Raw genomic sequence first — 16,925 nt, 5'->3', positions numbered from 1 at the left:
GTTTCAGTCAGCGCGAAGGCGTTAAACAGTGAAAGCATCTTGCAGCAGTTTTTCCTGCTGCTCGGCGTGCATCGACGCATAACCACACGCAGGTGCAGCAGAAGCATCACGGCCGGCATACTCCAGGCTCAGGGCCTTGTTGTGGTTACCGATGCTGCGACGCAGATGATGCTGGCTGCTGTACCACGCGCCCTGGTTCATCGGTTCTTCCTGACACCACACCACGTGGGTGAGGTTGGTGTAAGGCGCGATGGCCTCCATCAGGTCGTCTTCCGGGAACGGGTAAAGCTGCTCGATACGCACGATGGCGATGTCTTCGCGGCCTTCGGCACGACGTTTTTCCAGCAAGTCGTAGTAAACCTTGCCGCTGCACAGGATCAGGCGAGTGACCTTGGCTGCGTCCAGGGTGTCGATTTCCGAAATAACGGTCTGGAACGAACCGTCGGCGAGATCTTCCAGGGTCGAGATGGCCAATTTGTGACGCAACAGCGATTTCGGAGTCAGCACTACCAACGGCTTACGCAGCGGGCGGATCACCTGGCGACGCAGCAAGTGGTAGATCTGGGCCGGGGTAGTCGGCACGCACACCTGGATGTTGTGCTCAGCGCACAATTGCAGGTAACGCTCCAGACGGGCCGAGGAGTGCTCCGGACCCTGACCTTCATAACCGTGTGGCAGCAACATGGTCAGACCGCACAGACGGCCCCACTTGTGCTCGCCGCTGGTGATGAACTGGTCGATCACCACCTGGGCACCGTTGGCGAAGTCGCCGAACTGGGCTTCCCAGATCACCAGCGCGTTTGGCATGGTGGTCGAGTAACCGTATTCGAACGCCAGAACCGCTTCCTCGGACAGGAACGAATCGTACAGATCGAAACGTGGCTGGCCTTCATACAGGTTCCGCAACGGGATGTAGGTGCCCGCGTCTTTCTGGTTGTGCAATACCGCGTGACGGTGCGAGAACGTACCGCGGCCGATGTCCTGGCCAGTCATGCGGATCGGGTGACCTTCGAACGCCAGGGTCGCGTACGCCATGGTTTCAGCGTAACCCCAGTTGATCGGCAGGCCGCCGGCTTGCATCTTCTGACGGTCTTCGTAGATCTTCGCAACCTGGCGCTGTACGACGAAGCCTTCTGGAATTTCCAGCAGCTTGGCGGACAGTTCCTGCAGGGTTTTCAGATCGAACGAGGTGTCATGACGTGCAGTCCAGGCGTGGCCCAGATACGGACGCCAGTCAACGAACAGCTCTTTGTTCGGCTCTTTGACCAGGCTTTTTACTACATGCAGACCATTGTCCAGGGCGTTGCGGTATTCATCGATCTTCGCCTGAACACGCGCGTCATCCAATACACCGGCCTTGGTCAGGCTTTCGGCGTACAGCTCACGGGTGGTGCGCTGCTTGGTGATCTGCTGGTACATCAACGGTTGGGTGCCGCTAGGCTCATCCGCTTCGTTGTGACCGCGACGGCGGTAGCAAACCAGGTCGATGACCACGTCACGCTTGAACTGCATGCGGTAGTCAATGGCCAGTTGGGTCACGAACAATACGGCTTCCGGATCATCCCCATTCACATGGAGGATCGGCGCCTGGATCATCTTGGCAACGTCGGTCGCGTACTCGGTAGAGCGTGCGTCCAGCGGATTGCTGATGGTGAAACCAACCTGGTTGTTGATAACGATGTGAACCGTGCCGCCGGTCTTGAAGCCGCGAGTCTGCGACATCTGGAACGTTTCCAGGACCACGCCTTGACCGGCGAAAGCCGCGTCACCGTGGATGGAAATCGGCAGAACCTTCTCACCGGTGGAGTCGTTGCGACGATCCTGACGAGCACGCACCGAACCCTCGACCACTGGAGAAACGATTTCCAGGTGGGACGGGTTGAACGCCATGGCCAGGTGAACTTCACCGCCGGTGGTCATCACGTTGGACGAGAAGCCCTGGTGGTATTTAACGTCACCAGAACCCAGCTCGACCTTCTTCTTGCCTTCGAACTCGTCGAACAGCTCGCGCGGGTTCTTGCCGAAGGTGTTGACCAACACGTTCAGGCGACCACGGTGAGCCATGCCGATCACGATTTCCTTGGTGCCGTAGGAACCGGAACGCTGGATCATCTCGTCAAGCATCGGAATCAGGCTCTCGCCGCCTTCCAGGCCGAAACGCTTGGTGCCTGGGTATTTGGTGCCCAGGTACTTTTCAAGGCCTTCGGCAGCGGTGACGCGCTCAAGCAGGTGGCTGCGCACATCGGCGGACAGCACCGGACGGCCACGCACGCCTTCCAGGCGATGCTGGAACCAGTGGCGCTGCTCGGAATCGGTGATGTGCGTAAATTCAGCGCCGATGGTGCGGCAATATGTCTGCTGCAACGCTTCGTGAATTTCGCGTAGGCTCGCTTCCTCTTTGCCGATGAACAGGTCGCCGGCACGGAAGGTCGTATCAAGATCGGCATTGGTCAAGCCGTAGTGATTGATCGACAGGTCCGCAGGTGCAGGACGCTGCCACAGCCCCAGCGGATCAAGCTGGGCTGCCTGGTGGCCACGCATACGGTAGGCCTGGATCAGTCGCAGTACTTCAACTTGCTTCTTCTCGTGCTCACTGCTCACGCTTCCGGCGGAAACCGGCTGGGCGCGGCGCTGGTTCTTTGCCAGCAGCACAAATTGATCGCGAATTGTTGCATGCGATACATCGGTGGCAGCGTTGCCGTCTGAAGACAACGTCTGAAATTTGGTGCGCCATTCTTCTGGCACAGCGTTAGGGTCGTGCAGGTAGAGCTCATAAAGCTCTTCCACATAGGCAGCGTTACCACCTGAAAGATAGCCGCTGTTCCACATGCGCTGCATCACGCTTTCTTGCATGCTTGGTCACCCTCGATTTGGGGACACCACCGGCGAAAACACCGAGTTTGCTTGCAAAAGGCCAAGTGCAGCGACCAAAACAAGCCACTTAGGATCACGCTGATAGTTCGGGTACCAACCCGAATGCCCCTGCTTGTCTCATTTCTTCAAAATAAGAGCCGCGGCTTTGTAAGTCGCTGCTCAAGTTAAAACTACGGCGCCGGTTGAAGCCTGCGCCGTAGCATTTACGGGCACAACGGTCCTGCTTTTACTACAACGTCTTACACGCCGCTTTGCAGCAGCATGTTACGGATGTGACCAATGGCCTTAGTCGGGTTCAGGCCTTTGGGACATACGTTGACGCAGTTCATGATCCCGCGGCAGCGGAATACGCTGAACGGGTCATCCAGTGAAGCCAGACGCTCGGCCGTCTTGGTGTCACGGCTGTCTGCCAGGAAGCGATAGGCTTGCAGCAGTGCAGCTGGACCCAGGAACTTGTCCGGGTTCCACCAGAAGGACGGGCAAGAGGTCGAGCAGCAAGCGCACAGGATGCACTCGTACAGACCGTCGAGCTTTTCGCGCTCTTCCGGGGACTGCAGACGCTCGATGGCCGGAGCCGGCGTGTCGTTCTGCAGGAATGGCTTAACCTTTTCGTATTGCTTGTAGAAGATGCTCATATCGACGACCAGGTCACGGATAACCGGCAAACCTGGCAGTGGACGTACAACAAGCTTGTTCTTCTTGACCACGGCCGACAGCGGCGTGACGCAAGCCAGGCCGTTTTTGCCGTTGATGTTCATGCCGTCGGAGCCGCAGACACCTTCACGGCAAGAGCGACGATAGGAGAAACCCTCGTCCTGCTCTTTGATCAGGGCCAGCACATCCAGCACCATCAGGTCTTTACCACCGGTATCGACCTCAAATTCCTGCATGAACGGCGCAGCGTCCTGATCAGGGTTGTAGCGATAAACACTGACTTTCAACATGGCAGCCACCCTTAGTAAGTCCGAATCTTCGGTTCAAACGTCGGAACCGTCTTCGGCGAGAAGTTCACGGCACGCTTGGTTACGCGCTTGTCACCCGGGAAGTACAGGGTGTGGCACAACCAGTTTTCGTCATCGCGATCTTCAAAGTCTTCACGAGCGTGAGCACCACGGGATTCTTTACGAACCTCGGCGGCAATCGCAGTCGCTTCAGCCACTTCCAGCAGGTTTTGCAGTTCAAGGGCCTCGATACGAGCGGTGTTGAACGCCTGGCTCTTATCGTTGATCTTGACGTTGGCAATCCGCTTGCGCAGGTCTGCCAGCTGGGTAATACCCTTCTGCATGTATTCGCCAGTACGGAATACACCGAAGTAGTTCTGCATGCAGCTTTGCAGCTCGCGACGCAGGGTTGCTACGTCTTCGCCATCAGTACGCTCGTTCAGAGCATTCAGGCGTGCCAGGGCAGCCTCGATGTTGGCGTCGGTCGCGTCATCGTATTCGATGCCGTCGGTCAGGGCTTTTTCCAGGTGCAGGCCGGCAGCGCGGCCGAATACCACCAGGTCGAGCAGCGAGTTGCCGCCCAGACGGTTGGCACCGTGAACCGATACGCAAGCCACTTCGCCTACCGCGAACAGACCATGAATGATCTCGTCCACGCCTTCGGCGTTCTGGGTGATCGCCTGGCCATGAATGTTGGTCGGCACGCCGCCCATCATATAGTGGCAAGTTGGAACTACTGGTACTGGAGCAACCACCGGGTCGACGTGTGCGAAGGTCTTGGACAGTTCGCAGATACCTGGCAGGCGGCTGTGCAGCACCTCTTCGCCCAGGTGATCGAGCTTCAGCATCACGTGGTCGCCGTTCGGGCCGCAACCGTTGCCGGCGATGATTTCTTTAACCATCGAACGGGCAACCACGTCACGACCGGCAAGGTCCTTGGCGTTCGGAGCATAACGCTCCATGAAACGCTCGCCGTGCTTGTTGATCAGGTAACCGCCTTCACCACGGCAACCTTCTGTAACCAGTACACCGGCGCCGGCGATGCCGGTTGGGTGGAACTGCCACATTTCGATGTCTTGTACCGGCACGCCTGCACGCAGGGCCATGCCAACGCCGTCACCGGTGTTGATCAGGGCGTTGGTGGTCGAAGCGTAGATACGACCTGCACCGCCCGTCGCCAGCACGGTAGCCTTGGCGCGGATGTAGGTGGTTTCACCGGTTTCGATGCAGATAGCGATCACGCCGACGAATGCGCCGTCCTGGTTCTTCACCAGGTCAACCGCGTAGTACTCGTTCAGGAACGTGGTGCCGGCTTTCAGGTTGCCCTGATAAAGAGTGTGCAGCAGCGCGTGACCGGTACGGTCGGATGCCGCGCAGGTACGGGCAGCCTGGCCGCCTTTACCGTAATCCTTCGACTGGCCGCCGAATGGACGCTGGTAGATACGACCCTGTTCGGTACGGGAGAACGGCAGACCCATGTGGTCCAGCTCGAACACCGCAGCAGGGCCTTCCTGACACATGTACTCGATAGCGTCCTGGTCGCCGATATAGTCGGAACCCTTGACGGTATCGTACATGTGCCAGCGCCAGTCATCGTTCGGATCCGCAGAAGCGATGGCGCAGGTGATGCCACCCTGGGCCGATACGGTGTGGGAACGGGTCGGGAACACCTTGGTGATCACGGCAGTCTTGTGACCACCCTGGGCCAGCTGCAGTGCAGCGCGCATGCCGGCGCCGCCGCCACCAATAATGATGGCGTCAAAAGAAATCGTTGGAATGTTAGCCATGAATCAGATACCCCAGAGAATCTGCACACCCCAGACGAAGTAAGCGAACATCGCGACGCCGCATACTGCCTGGAAAAGGAAACGTACTGCAGTCGCGGACTTGCCCAGCGCCATCGGCGTCAGGTAGTCGGTCGCGATGGTCCACATGCCGACCCAGGCGTGAGCACCCAGGGCCACAAGGGCGAGCAGACTGAAGATACGCATCCCGTTGTGGGAGAACAGACCGTGCCATTGGGCGTAGCCAATGCCAGGGTTTGCAACGAGGTACCCGATCAGGAAAATGAAATAAGCCGCGAGAACGACCGCAGACACACGCTGCGCCATCCAGTCATAGAGGCCTGAACGCGATAGGTTCGTAACGCTGGTTACCATATCCAAACTCCTGCCAGAACGATCAGCACCACGGAAATGGCGATGATGATTTTCGAGCCCAGGCGGCCGCCTTCCAGCGTCTCACCGATGCCCATATCCATGATCAAGTGGCGCACACCGGCTACCAGGTGATACAGCAGAGCGGACAGGAGGCCCCATGCTACGAACTTGGCCAGCGGGCTGGTCAAGCATGCCTTCACCTCGGCGTATCCTTCCTCGGAACCCAGGGATTTGCTCAATGCATAAAGCATGATGCCCAAGCCCAGGAACAGGATGATGCCGGAAACACGGTGCAGGAACGACGTAACGCCGGTGATGGGGAGTTTGATGGTCCTTAGGTCTAGGTTTACAGGTCGTTGGCTATTCACGGCTTTTTTTCACACTGAAGAGCCCCTAACAATCAGGGCAAAGTTGTTGGGGAGTGCACTGGTCAGGTAAGCACCACCCAGGGAGTGCGACCCCCAATGAAAGCAAGCCCAAAAGCCCTTGGCGGTCGGTGGCCGAGTATAGACAGTTAGGCTACTAATGACAACGCGCACTCCTCACCCTAATAGCTGATTGCGCTGACGGGATAAAAGGCGTAAACGGCAGGCAATTTCGAGGAAAAAGTACGGTTAAAGCCTTCTGGAGCAAGACTTTAGGCAAATTGACATCTGGATTTATATCAATATAGTGGTGCGGGCCCTGCGTGGGGGGTCTGTCTGATGATTTGAAGCATAAATAGGAGGCCACATGGCTGACAAAAAAGCGCAGTTGATCATCGAGGGCGCAGCCCCCGTCGAGCTGCCCATTTTAACCGGCACCGTTGGTCCCGATGTTATCGACGTACGGGGCCTGACGGCCACGGGCCGTTTCACTTTCGACCCAGGCTTCATGTCGACCGCTTCTTGCGAGTCGAAGATTACCTATATCGACGGCGACAATGGCATTCTGCTACATCGCGGCTACCCGATCGAACAACTGGCCGAGAAATCGGACTACCTGGAAACCTGCTACCTGCTGCTAAATGGCGAATTGCCAACAGCCGAGCAAAAGGCCCAGTTTGTCAGCACCGTGAAGAACCACACCATGGTTCACGAGCAGTTGAAGACCTTCTTCAACGGCTTCCGTCGCGACGCGCACCCAATGGCCGTCATGTGCGGTGTAGTCGGCGCCCTGTCGGCCTTCTATCACGACTCCCTGGACATCAATAACCCGCAGCATCGCGAAATCTCCGCGATCCGCCTGGTTGCCAAGATGCCCACCCTGGCCGCAATGGTTTACAAGTACTCCATGGGCCAGCCCATGATGTACCCGCGCAACGACCTGACGTACGCGGAAAACTTCCTGCACATGATGTTCAACACCCCGTGCGAGATCAAACCGATCAGCCCGGTACTGGCCAAGGCCATGGACCGGATCTTCATCCTCCATGCCGACCACGAACAGAACGCCTCGACGTCCACCGTGCGCCTGGCGGGCTCCTCGGGTGCCAATCCGTTCGCCTGTATCGCCGCGGGCATCGCTGCACTGTGGGGCCCTGCCCACGGCGGTGCAAACGAAGCCGTATTGACCATGCTCGATGAAATCGGCGATGTGTCCAACATCGACAAGTTCATCGCCAAGGCCAAGGACAAGAACGATCCGTTCAAGCTGATGGGCTTCGGTCACCGGGTCTACAAGAACCGCGACCCGCGCGCCACCGTCATGAAGCAGACCTGCGACGAAGTGTTGAAGGAACTGGGCATCAACAACGATCCGCAACTCGAACTGGCCATGCGCCTGGAAGAGATCGCGCTGACCGACCCGTACTTCATCGAACGCTCGCTGTACCCGAACGTCGACTTCTACTCGGGGATCATCCTCAAGGCGATCGGCATTCCAACCAGTATGTTCACCGTGATCTTCGCCCTGGCGCGGACCGTGGGCTGGATCTCCCACTGGAAAGAAATGCTCTCCAGCCCGTACAAGATTGGCCGCCCGCGCCAGCTGTACACCGGCTACGAGTCGCGTGACATTACCAAGCTGGAAGACCGCAAGTAAGCATTCAACTGCTTAGCTGCATTGAGAACGGCCTCCCTTAGTGGAGGCCGTTTTGTTTGTGCTGCCTGACATACCGCTTTCGCGAGCAAGCCCACAGTTGACCGCATTTCAAAGGATGAACGCGGTCAACTGTGGGCTTGCTCGCGAAGGCAATAGCGCAGGCAACACAGAACCCCAGGCAAAAAAAACCGGCCTTTCGACCAGGGCATTTCTTACTGAGCTACAACCTAAGCGGTTGACCGCCCCGCGCGCCCCAGGCCAGTCTGCGAACGCACAAACTGCGGGAAGCGCTTTCACCGCCGCCACCGACTTATCGGTGATGGAGAAGAGCCAGTGATCATCCAGAACAGCGCCGGGTACTCCCACAGCTGACCGCATCGCCCGGGCGCACATCGTTCAACTGTGGGAGCCGGGCCTGCCCGCGATGAGGCCAGCCCAAACACTACAAATCATCCAGCCAAAAAAATGCCCCGGCCTTTCGACCGGGGCATTTCTTATTGAGCTACAACCTTAGTGGTTGACCGCCCCGCTCGCCCCCAGGCCAGTCTGCGAACGCACAAACTGCGGGAAGTACAGCGCCCGTTCTTTCACTGCCGCCGCCGACTTGTCGGTGATGGAGAAGAACCAGATACCCACGAACGCGATGATCATCGAGAACAGCGCCGGGTACTCGTACGGGAAGATCGCTTTTTCATGGTGCAGGATCGAGACCCAGATGGTCGGGCCCAGGACCATCAGGCCAACCGCACTGACCAGACCCAGCCAGCCACCAATCATCGCGCCACGGGTGGTGAGGTTTTTCCAGTACATGGAAAGCAGCAGCACCGGGAAGTTACAGCTGGCGGCAATGGAGAACGCCAGGCCGACCATGAACGCGATGTTCTGGCTTTCAAACAGGATACCCAGACCAATCGCCAGCACTGCCAGGGCGATGGTGGTGATCTTCGACACGCGAATCTCATCCTTCTCGTTGGCCTTGCCTTTCTTGATCACGCTGGCATACAGGTCATGGGACACCGCCGAAGCACCGGCCAGGGTCAAACCGGCAACCACCGCGAGGATGGTGGCAAACGCCACGGCCGAGATGAAGCCCAGGAAGATACTGCCGCCCACCGCGTTGGCCAGGTGCACCGCCGCCATGTTGTTACCACCCAACAGAGCGCCTGCTGCATCCTTGAACGCCGGGTTGGTGCTGACCAGCAGAATCGCGCCGAAGCCGATGATAAAGGTCAGGATGTAGAAGTAGCCGATAAAGCCAGTGGCATACAGCACGCTCTTGCGGGCTTCTTTAGCGTCACTCACGGTGAAGAAGCGCATCAGGATGTGTGGCAGGCCAGCTGTACCGAACATCAGGGCCAGGCCCAGGGAGAACGCCGAGATCGGGTCTTTTACCAGGCCGCCAGGGCTCATGATCGCCTCACCTTTAGGGTGAACCTTGATCGCCTCGGAGAACAGCAGGTTGAAGTCGAAGTTGACGTGCTTCATCACCATCAGTGCCATGAACGAAGCACCGGACAGCAGCAGCACTGCCTTGATGATCTGTACCCAGGTGGTCGCCAGCATGCCGCCGAACAACACATAGAGGCACATCAGGATACCCACCAGGATCACCGCAACATGGTAATCAAGGCCGAACAGCAGCTGGATCAGCTTGCCGGCGCCGACCATCTGCGCAATCAGGTAGAACGCCACCACCACCAGCGAACCACAAGCCGACAGGCTGCGGATCTGGGTTTGCCCGAGGCGATAGGACGCTACGTCGGCAAACGTGTACTTGCCCAGGTTACGCAGGCGCTCGGCGATCAGGAACAGAATGATCGGCCAGCCCACCAGGAAGCCGATCGAGTAGATCAGGCCATCGTAGCCAGAGGTGAACACCAGTGCGGAAATCCCCAGGAAGGACGCCGCCGACATGTAGTCGCCGGCAATCGCCAGACCGTTCTGGAAACCGGTGATCTTGCCGCCAGCGGCATAGTAGTCAGCCGCCGAATTGTTACGCTTGGACGCCCAGTAGGTGATGCACAATGTTGCGCCGACAAAGGCGACAAACATCAGGATCGCCGCAACGTTCAACGGTTGCTTGTGCACTTCACCGGTCAATGCGTCCGCCGCCCAAACGGCAGGAGCAAAAAGCGAAGCGCCGAATACAGCCAATAGACGACGGATCATTGCGCAGCCTCCTTGAGAATCGCATTGTTCAGGTCGTCGAATTCGCCATTGGCGCGTCGCACGTAGATGCCTGTGAGCACAAAGGCCGAGACAATCAGCCCAACCCCCATCGGGATCCCCCAGGTGATGGACGACTCAGGGCTGATCTTGGCCCCCAAGACTTGTGGCCCATAAGCAATCAACAGGATGAATCCGGAATACAGCCCGAGCATGATCGCCGAGAGAATCCAGGCGAACCTTTCCCTTTTTCTGACCAGCTCCTTGAAGCGCGGGCTGTTTTGAATCGAGAGGTAAATGCTGTCGTTCATTGTTTTTATCCTCGCAGCACAGCTTTTTATTATTGGGACATATCCACTGTATGCGGCTGCGGGAGAGGTTCCAGACGACCTTAGTCTTAGAACCAGTGTAACGAGGGTTTGGGAGGTGACAGAAACAATTGCGGGAGGGAGCTTATGGGAGAGCTGGCTTGCCCGCGATGGCGGTGAATCAGTCAGGTATCCATCAACTGATCCACCGCCATCGCGGGCAGGCCAGCTCTCACACAAGGCCCATCACCAATACTTTTCAGGGGGTCAAGGAGCGGTCCACTCAGCCACACGCTCAGGGTGCTTGGCCACCCAATCCTTGGCCGCCGCATCTGGCTTGGCACCTTCCTGGATAGCGAGCATTACTTCGCCGATTTCATCCTTGGAGGCCCACTGGAATTTCTTCAGGAATGCCGCGACTTCCGGGGCTTTCTTTTCCAGGCCCTTGCTGCCGATGCTATTGACCGTCTCGGCGGCGCCATAGATGCCTTTTGGATCGTCAAGGAAACGCAGCTTCCACTTGGCGAACATCCAGTGTGGCACCCAGCCGGTCACCGCAATGGAATCCTGCTTGTCTTCGGCACGGGTCAACTCAGCGATCATTGCCGCCCCGGAACTGGCCTGCAGCTTATAGTCCAGGCCATATTGCTTGATGGCTTCGTCAGTCTTGAGCATCACGCCTGAACCGGCATCAATGCCAACGATCTTGTTCTTGAAGGTGGTGTCGGTCTTCAAGTCCTCGATGGACTTGGCCTTGACGTACTCCGGCACGATCAAACCGATCTTCGCATCCTTGAAGTTGGGGCCGTAGTCGACCACTTTGTCCTTGTTCTTGGTCCAATACTCGCCGTGGGTGACCGGCAGCCAGGCCGAAAGCATGGCGTCAAGTTTGCCGGTGGCCACGCCCTGCCACATGATCCCGGTGGCAACCGCCTGCAGTTTCACGTCATAGCCCAGTTTTTGCTTGATCACTTCAGCCGCCACGTGGGTGGTGGCGACACTGTCCGACCAGCCGTCCACATAACCGAGGCTCAGGGTCTTGCTGTCGGCGCTGGCCAGTGTGGAACTCATCGCAACTACCAAGGTGGCAGCTGCGCCCAAGAGTCGTCGCATCTTCATAGTGCTTCCCCGAAAGTGCTGCGCCCGACGGATGCCGAGCGACGTCAACCTGTTGTCATGTGGTGCCGTTCGATCATCAACCTGCTGAACCTGTGGACCTGCTCTGACTACGACCTCAGCGGAGCAAGAAACGACATCACAACGCCAGCAGGAAAATTCCTAGGACGCAGCGTCAAAATCCCGCCCGAACTTTGCATGTCAAAATTATGCGGTCCCCCTGAAAACCGGCAAATACAGGTAAGATGCGCGGCTTTGTTCCCACACGGCCTGACCATGACCGCGACTGCCCGCTTCCCCTTCATGCCTTATGTATTTGCCTTGCTGCTCGGCCTGTTCGCGCTGGGCGGCTACTGGTATGGCCTCGGCCAGCCACTAGTGCTGCCGGACGTCGCCAGCGCCAGCCACAAGTTGCAATGCGCGTCCTACACGCCCTTCGACAAGGACCAGTCACCGTTCGACCAGCCGTTCAAACTGCGCCCCGAGCGCATGGACGCCGACCTGGCATTGCTGGCCACGCGCTTTGAGTGCATCCGCACCTACTCCATGACCGGCCTCGAAGCCCTGCCGGACCTGGCGCGCAAACACGGCCTGAAGTTGATGATCGGTGCCTGGATCAACAGCAACCCGATGGACAACGCCAAGGAGGTCGACCTGCTGATCGCCTCGGCCAACGCCAACCCTGACGTGGTCACGTCGGTGATCGTCGGCAACGAAGCCCTGTTGCGCAAGGAAATCACCGCCACGCAGTTGGTGAAGCTGATCGAAAAGGTCAAAAGCCAGATCCAGCAGCCGGTCACCTATGCCGATGTCTGGGAGTTCTGGCTGCAACACCCGGAAATTGCCCCGGCGGTGGATTTCCTGACCATTCACTTGTTGCCGTATTGGGAAGATGACCCGGCGGGGATCGACCAGGCCCTGCGCCATGTCGGCGATATTCGCCAGACCTTCGGCAACCGCTTCGCCCCCAAGGACGTGATGATTGGCGAAACCGGCTGGCCCAGCGAAGGCCGCCAGCGGGAAACCGCAGTGCCGAGCCGGGTCAACGAAGCCAAGTTCATTCGCGGTTTTGTCGCCATGGCCGAAGCCAATGGCTGGCATTACAACCTGATCGAAGCCTTTGACCAGCCGTGGAAACGCGCCAGCGAAGGGGCGGTCGGCGGTTACTGGGGGCTGTTTGATGCCGAACGCCAGGACAAGGGCATCCTGGCCGGCCCGGTCACCAATGTGCCGTACTGGCCGCTGTGGCTGGGCGTTGGCGGGCTGATCCTATTGGGCACCCTGGTGCTCGGCGGGCGTGTGCGCAGTACCCGCGCCGCGTTGTTGCTGCCGTTGCTGGGCGCGGTGGCGGCGGGCTCGATTGGCAGTTGGGCCGAACTGACCCGAGTGACCGCGCGCTTCACTGATGAATGGATCTGGGCTGGGCTGTTGCTGGCCCTGAACCTGTTGGTGCTGGCCCATGGGGCCCTGGCCTTGAGCGCTCGCCAGGGTTGGCGCGCACGGGCCTACGCCTGGCTGGAGCAGCGCGCTGGCTGGTTGATTGCATTCGCAGGGTTCGCCACGACGGTAATGATGCTGGCACTGGTGTTCGACCCACGCTACCGCAGCTTCCCCACTGCCGCCCTGCTGCTGCCGGCGCTGGTCTACCTGCTGCGCCCGGTCAGGGGGCCACGCCGGGAAATAGCCCTGCTGACCTTCATCATCGGCGCCGGCATTGCACCGCAGCTGTACCGCGAAGGCTTGATGAACCAGCAGGCCCTGGGTTGGGCGCTGGTCAGCGTGTTGATGGTTGCAGCCTTGTGGCGTTGCCTGCGGGTGCGCAATCCATAAGATCGCTATCGCACCGCTCCCACATTTTGATCTGTGAATACATTCAAATGTGGGAGCGGGTTTGCCTGCGATGAGCATAGGTATCTACACAACTCTTTAGCTTATTGGGTTTGTGTACATATCCGTTGCTGCGGTCACGGCCACTTAGGGTTCCGCCCTGACGGCGGCTCACTTTGGAGAAGCGCCAAAGTAAGCAAAACGCTCTTGCCCCACCACTCGGTGCCTCGCCTAGGCTCGGCATGCCCGCAGTCAGGCATTGCTCCGTGGGCCCGCCGCGATCGGCCATCCATGGCCGTGTCGCGGCTACCCCGGCATCCATGCCGGGGTGCCCACTGCGCAATACCTGCCTGCGGCCATCGTGGTTTAACGGGGCGCCTAAGATCAAGATCAAAAGCCAGATCAAAAGCAGAGCAACAGCAATGCCAGAGCGCGAAGCTGCATTCCCCTGTGGGAGCTGTCTCGCCCTGCGAGGCTGCGATAGCGGTGTGTCAGACAACATAAAGGCTAGCAGTGCCGGCGCCATCGCAGCGATGCGGCGATCCGACAAGCCAGCTCCCACAGGAGTCCGCGCACGCTTCGACGATCAGGTCGGCTGTCAGGCCGCCTCGCTTTGCTTTTGATCTGAGGCGCCCCGTTAAACCACGCTGGCCGTCATCCGATATTGATTTGGGGGGTAACCCGGCAGGACGCCGGGTTAGCCGCGCTGGGCCATGGATGGCCCATCGCGGCGGCCCCCAAAATCAATGTCGGATGACGGGCACACCGAGCCTAGGCGAGGTGCCGAGTGGTGGGGCAAAAGCGCTTTGGTTACTTTCGCGCTCTTCTGTACGGACCGGACACATAGTGGACACATGTGCGGGGACATAGTTGACACATTATGAACCATAGTCCGGTTTGCTCACGTCGATCGTTCGTAGGAAATGGTGGCAGAAGTAGACGTCAAAGAGCCCGTCACTTTCAGGGTTAGGCCGAACTGCGATGTGCTGCCCAACCAGCCCCTTGGCAATGCTGAAGTAACGTTTCTGAAAGCGAAATCGGCTGTGATAAACCTTGGCCAGCACATCATCCGGCCCATATTCAAACTCCGATAGCTGCTGCGGATAAGCCCAGGGGCTTGCTCGATACCGGTCCATAGGCACCTTGTAGTCCAGTGCTTGGTGAGGGCGTTTTAAGTTATAGACCTCACGCCATTGATCAAACGCTGTTTGAGCATCCTTGATCGTGGAGAATTGACGCCCATCAAGCACCTCGGCTTTGAGTGAACGATGGAAGCGCTCAATCTTTCCATTGGTTTGAGGGTGATAAGGACGACTGAAGCTGATCCTGATCCCCAAGCGAATCAACCAGATACTTAATTCTGTGATTTCCCCAGGGTTGCGTGGCGAGCCCCATGGCGGCCCATTGTCAACGTTGATGCGAGCCGGTAAACCAAAGCGCTGGAATACCTCGATCATCTTTTCCTTCACTGTGATTCCACGCTCGTTATCACAAGCTTGAATCGCCAAATTGAATCGTGAGTGATCGTCCAGCAACGTCAGCGGATGGCATCGGCCTTCTTGCGTCGGGAAGTGCCCTTTGAAATCCATCTGCCAAAGATCGTTAGGTGCATCGTGTTCAAATCTCAGCTTTGCTTCTTGTTCCTTCTGAACAGGCTGAATCAGCCCGCATCGGTGCAGAACATTGGTGACAGTGCTAGGAGCAATCTGCTTTTTCAAAAGGCTGCTGATTGTACGTCCGCCCCAAGCGGGATGTGCTCGCCTAAGCGCTATGACTTCCGCTTCCAGAGCTGGCGCGGTTAGCTTTGGGCTAGTCGCAGGTTTTCGGGACTTCTCTTGCAGTCCAGACTGCCCCTGCATTTCATAGCGTTTCAACCACTTATAGGCCGTTTGCGGACTGATGCCGAACCGTCGACACAGCTCTCGTTTATTGCTGCCGGGTTGCCGTGCTAAGGCAATGAACTCTTCTTTCAGGCTCATGGTATCTCTCGTGTCCCAGGGCATGATGGCTTTCCGGCGAAGTTGGCTCGCCAAAAGTGTCCACCATGTCCCCGCACACCCGTCAACCATGTGTCCGGTCCGTACACGCTCTTCGAAAGTGACCCGCCGTTGAACTGCCCCCCGAATGTTGGACAGGGACGCTATTGATTCAGCGTCTGGATACGAAATTGTACCGGACTCAAGCCATTCAGTCTGAGGCTTATGCGGTCTTGGTTGTAGTAGGCAATGTAATCCTCTATGCCTGATGCCAGCTGCTCCACACTCTCAAATGATTCCAGATAGAAAAACTCGCTCTTGAGTGTGCCGAAAAAGCTTTCCATGGCGGCATTGTCCAAGCAATTACCCTTGCGCGACATGCTCTGCTCGATGCTCTTTTCGGCCAGCATATGTCGGTAGGTAGGCTGCCTGTACTGCCAACCCTGGTCAGAGTGCAGTATTGGTTTTTCATCTCGACTCAGTCGCCCGAAGGCTTTTTCCAGCATCATCGAGACCATCCTGAATTCGGGACGTCGGTTGATCTGGTAGGCCAGGATCTCGCCGTTGTACAAATCCATGAGAGGCGAGAGAAACAGCTTTTGCCCCTTCACCTTGAACTCCGTCACGTCGGTTACCCATTTCTGGTTAGGGGCTTCTGCCTTAAATTCGCGCTTTAGTAGATCAGGCGCAACAAGCCCTTCAGCACCTCGGTAAGAGCGATATTTCTTCACTTTGACCAGCGACTTGAGGCCCATTATCTGCATCAGCCGATGCACCTTTTTGTGATTGATCAACTCACCACTGTTTCCAAGGGTCGCAGTGATACGGCGGTAGCCGTAACGCCCCTTATTCCCGTGAAAGACGCTGCGGATGCGATCTTTAAGGTCGGCATGCTTGTCGGTTAGCAGTGTTTTGCTTTGGTAATAGAAGGTGCTGCGTGCAAGTCCCGCTGCACGTAGCAACAGAGCAAGTGGATGCTCATGCCTCAATCCTTGGACGGCCTGCGTTTTTTTGGCTGCGCAGTACGGGGATCCGCTTGGATTAAGGCATCGAGCTTTTTTAAATAGGCATTCTCCGCGCGCAGATAGGCCAGTTCTGCGAGCATTTGTTCAGGGGTCAGCTCTGCGTCCGCAGGAAGAGCAGGACTTGCTTTGGGTTGTCTGGAAGGTTTGCGGGGCATGCTGGACTCTTGAAGACGATGCGGTTGTAGCGCTTCTACGCCGCCCTCATCGTACAGCTTTTGCCACTGCCTGATACTGCTTGGGCCACGGATATCAAACTGTATACAGGCCTGTTGGGCCGACAGTCCGTCTTGTTCGATGCACTGCAAAACCTTCAATTTAAACTGGGCATCGTAATGGCTGTACTTAGCAATCAAGCCAGAGGAACCGTGCTTTTCAAAACCCTTGATCCAGCGCCGCAGTAGCGATGGACTCAAGCCATGCCTGAGGGCCACCTCATGAACGCTACTGGCAGACAGACACTCTTCAATCAGTGATTGCTTGAGCGCTAGGTTGTATTTCGTCATGGAACACC

The 16,925-nt window shown here is 57.7% G+C and carries 12 protein-coding genes and 1 pseudogene; 2 read left to right on the top strand and 11 right to left on the bottom strand.

Annotation, left to right across the window (positions count from 1 at the left end):
- Nucleotides 1-21: 21 nt before the first annotated feature.
- From HU773_RS08830 to sdhC, 5 genes are all read right to left on the bottom strand, one after another.
- Nucleotides 22-2,853: a 2-oxoglutarate dehydrogenase E1 component gene (locus HU773_RS08830; protein WP_057958983.1), complete on the bottom strand. Its 2,832-nt coding sequence runs from the start codon at nt 2,851-2,853 to the stop codon at nt 22-24.
- A gap of 260 nt (nt 2,854-3,113) precedes the next feature.
- Nucleotides 3,114-3,818, bottom strand: a complete 705-nt coding sequence (locus HU773_RS08825) for a succinate dehydrogenase iron-sulfur subunit (protein WP_057438860.1) — start codon at nt 3,816-3,818, stop codon at nt 3,114-3,116.
- An 11-nt stretch (nt 3,819-3,829) separates the two neighbouring features.
- Nucleotides 3,830-5,602 carry a succinate dehydrogenase flavoprotein subunit gene (sdhA, locus tag HU773_RS08820; RefSeq protein ID WP_029292672.1) on the bottom strand — a complete coding sequence of 591 codons (1,773 nt, stop codon included), beginning with the start codon at nt 5,600-5,602 and terminating at the stop codon, nt 3,830-3,832.
- A 3-nt stretch (nt 5,603-5,605) separates the two neighbouring features.
- Complete coding sequence (sdhD, locus tag HU773_RS08815) at nt 5,606-5,974, bottom strand: succinate dehydrogenase, hydrophobic membrane anchor protein (RefSeq protein WP_029292670.1); 369 nt, start codon at nt 5,972-5,974, stop codon at nt 5,606-5,608.
- Nucleotides 5,968-6,342, bottom strand: coding sequence for a succinate dehydrogenase, cytochrome b556 subunit (sdhC, locus tag HU773_RS08810; protein ID WP_003172804.1), 375 nt, complete (start codon nt 6,340-6,342; stop codon nt 5,968-5,970). Before sdhC ends, sdhD begins: the two co-directional genes overlap by 7 nt.
- A gap of 364 nt (nt 6,343-6,706) precedes the next feature.
- On the opposite strand from sdhC, the gene gltA reads away from it, so the two are divergent.
- A complete protein-coding gene (gene gltA, locus HU773_RS08805) occupies nt 6,707-7,996 on the top strand; it encodes a citrate synthase (protein ID WP_003222994.1) in 1,290 nt (429 codons plus the stop codon).
- A 227-nt stretch (nt 7,997-8,223) separates the two neighbouring features.
- Here gltA and HU773_RS27750 read toward each other — a convergent pair.
- From HU773_RS27750 to HU773_RS08790, 4 genes and pseudogenes are all read right to left on the bottom strand, one after another.
- Nucleotides 8,224-8,361, bottom strand: a pseudogene (locus HU773_RS27750) (hypothetical protein); the annotation flags it as partial.
- Between the two features lie 145 nt (nt 8,362-8,506).
- Nucleotides 8,507-10,165: a cation acetate symporter gene (locus HU773_RS08800; RefSeq protein ID WP_057958982.1), complete on the bottom strand. Its 1,659-nt coding sequence runs from the start codon at nt 10,163-10,165 to the stop codon at nt 8,507-8,509.
- The gene (locus HU773_RS08795; protein WP_057958981.1) at nt 10,162-10,473 is read right to left on the bottom strand and encodes a DUF485 domain-containing protein; all 312 of its coding nucleotides are present in this window, start codon (nt 10,471-10,473) and stop codon (nt 10,162-10,164) included. Before HU773_RS08795 ends, HU773_RS08800 begins: the two co-directional genes overlap by 4 nt.
- Nucleotides 10,474-10,737: 264 nt before the next feature.
- Complete coding sequence (locus tag HU773_RS08790) at nt 10,738-11,589, bottom strand: glycine betaine ABC transporter substrate-binding protein (RefSeq protein WP_057438857.1); 852 nt, start codon at nt 11,587-11,589, stop codon at nt 10,738-10,740.
- 273 nt (nt 11,590-11,862) lie between these two features.
- Between HU773_RS08790 and HU773_RS08785 the strand changes: the two genes are divergently transcribed.
- Nucleotides 11,863-13,416, top strand: a complete 1,554-nt coding sequence (locus HU773_RS08785; RefSeq protein WP_186625492.1) for a glycoside hydrolase family 17 protein — start codon at nt 11,863-11,865, stop codon at nt 13,414-13,416.
- Nucleotides 13,417-14,291: 875 nt separating this feature from the next.
- Here HU773_RS08785 and HU773_RS08780 read toward each other — a convergent pair.
- Both HU773_RS08780 and HU773_RS08775 read right to left on the bottom strand, forming a co-directional pair.
- Nucleotides 14,292-15,416 (bottom strand): IS481 family transposase, encoded by a 1,125-nt coding sequence (locus HU773_RS08780; protein WP_057961168.1) that lies wholly within the window; start codon nt 15,414-15,416, stop codon nt 14,292-14,294.
- A gap of 137 nt (nt 15,417-15,553) precedes the next feature.
- Nucleotides 15,554-16,917 (bottom strand): IS3 family transposase gene (locus tag HU773_RS08775; RefSeq protein ID WP_090412738.1). Its coding sequence is split into 2 segments (ribosomal slippage): nt 15,554-16,452 and nt 16,452-16,917, totalling 1,365 coding nucleotides; the frame shifts between segments, so codons are not numbered across the junction.
- Nucleotides 16,918-16,925: the final 8 nt, after the last annotated feature.

Source organism: Pseudomonas shahriarae (assembly GCF_014268455.2).
Classification (GTDB): Bacteria; Pseudomonadota; Gammaproteobacteria; order Pseudomonadales; family Pseudomonadaceae; genus Aquipseudomonas; species Aquipseudomonas shahriarae.
The sequence above is the reverse complement of the archived record's forward strand: the minus strand, read 5'-3'. Positions and strand labels throughout refer to the sequence as shown.

Bases quoted from the DNA above. Each gene is read 5' to 3' on its own strand.
- HU773_RS08785 (WP_186625492.1), top strand. From the start codon at position 11,863: ATGACCGCGACTGCCCGCTTCCCCTTCATGCCTTATGTATTTGCCTTG.
- HU773_RS08830 (WP_057958983.1), bottom strand. From the start codon at position 2,853: ATGCAAGAAAGCGTGATGCAGCGCATGTGGAACAGCGGCTATCTTTCA.
- HU773_RS08800 (WP_057958982.1), bottom strand. From the start codon at position 10,165: ATGATCCGTCGTCTATTGGCTGTATTCGGCGCTTCGCTTTTTGCTCCT.
- HU773_RS08825 (WP_057438860.1), bottom strand. From the start codon at position 3,818: ATGTTGAAAGTCAGTGTTTATCGCTACAACCCTGATCAGGACGCTGCG.
- gltA (WP_003222994.1), top strand. From the start codon at position 6,707: ATGGCTGACAAAAAAGCGCAGTTGATCATCGAGGGCGCAGCCCCCGTC.
- HU773_RS08790 (WP_057438857.1), bottom strand. From the start codon at position 11,589: ATGAAGATGCGACGACTCTTGGGCGCAGCTGCCACCTTGGTAGTTGCG.
- sdhD (WP_029292670.1), bottom strand. From the start codon at position 5,974: ATGGTAACCAGCGTTACGAACCTATCGCGTTCAGGCCTCTATGACTGG.
- sdhA (WP_029292672.1), bottom strand. From the start codon at position 5,602: ATGGCTAACATTCCAACGATTTCTTTTGACGCCATCATTATTGGTGGC.
- HU773_RS08795 (WP_057958981.1), bottom strand. From the start codon at position 10,473: ATGAACGACAGCATTTACCTCTCGATTCAAAACAGCCCGCGCTTCAAG.
- HU773_RS08780 (WP_057961168.1), bottom strand. From the start codon at position 15,416: ATGCCCTGGGACACGAGAGATACCATGAGCCTGAAAGAAGAGTTCATT.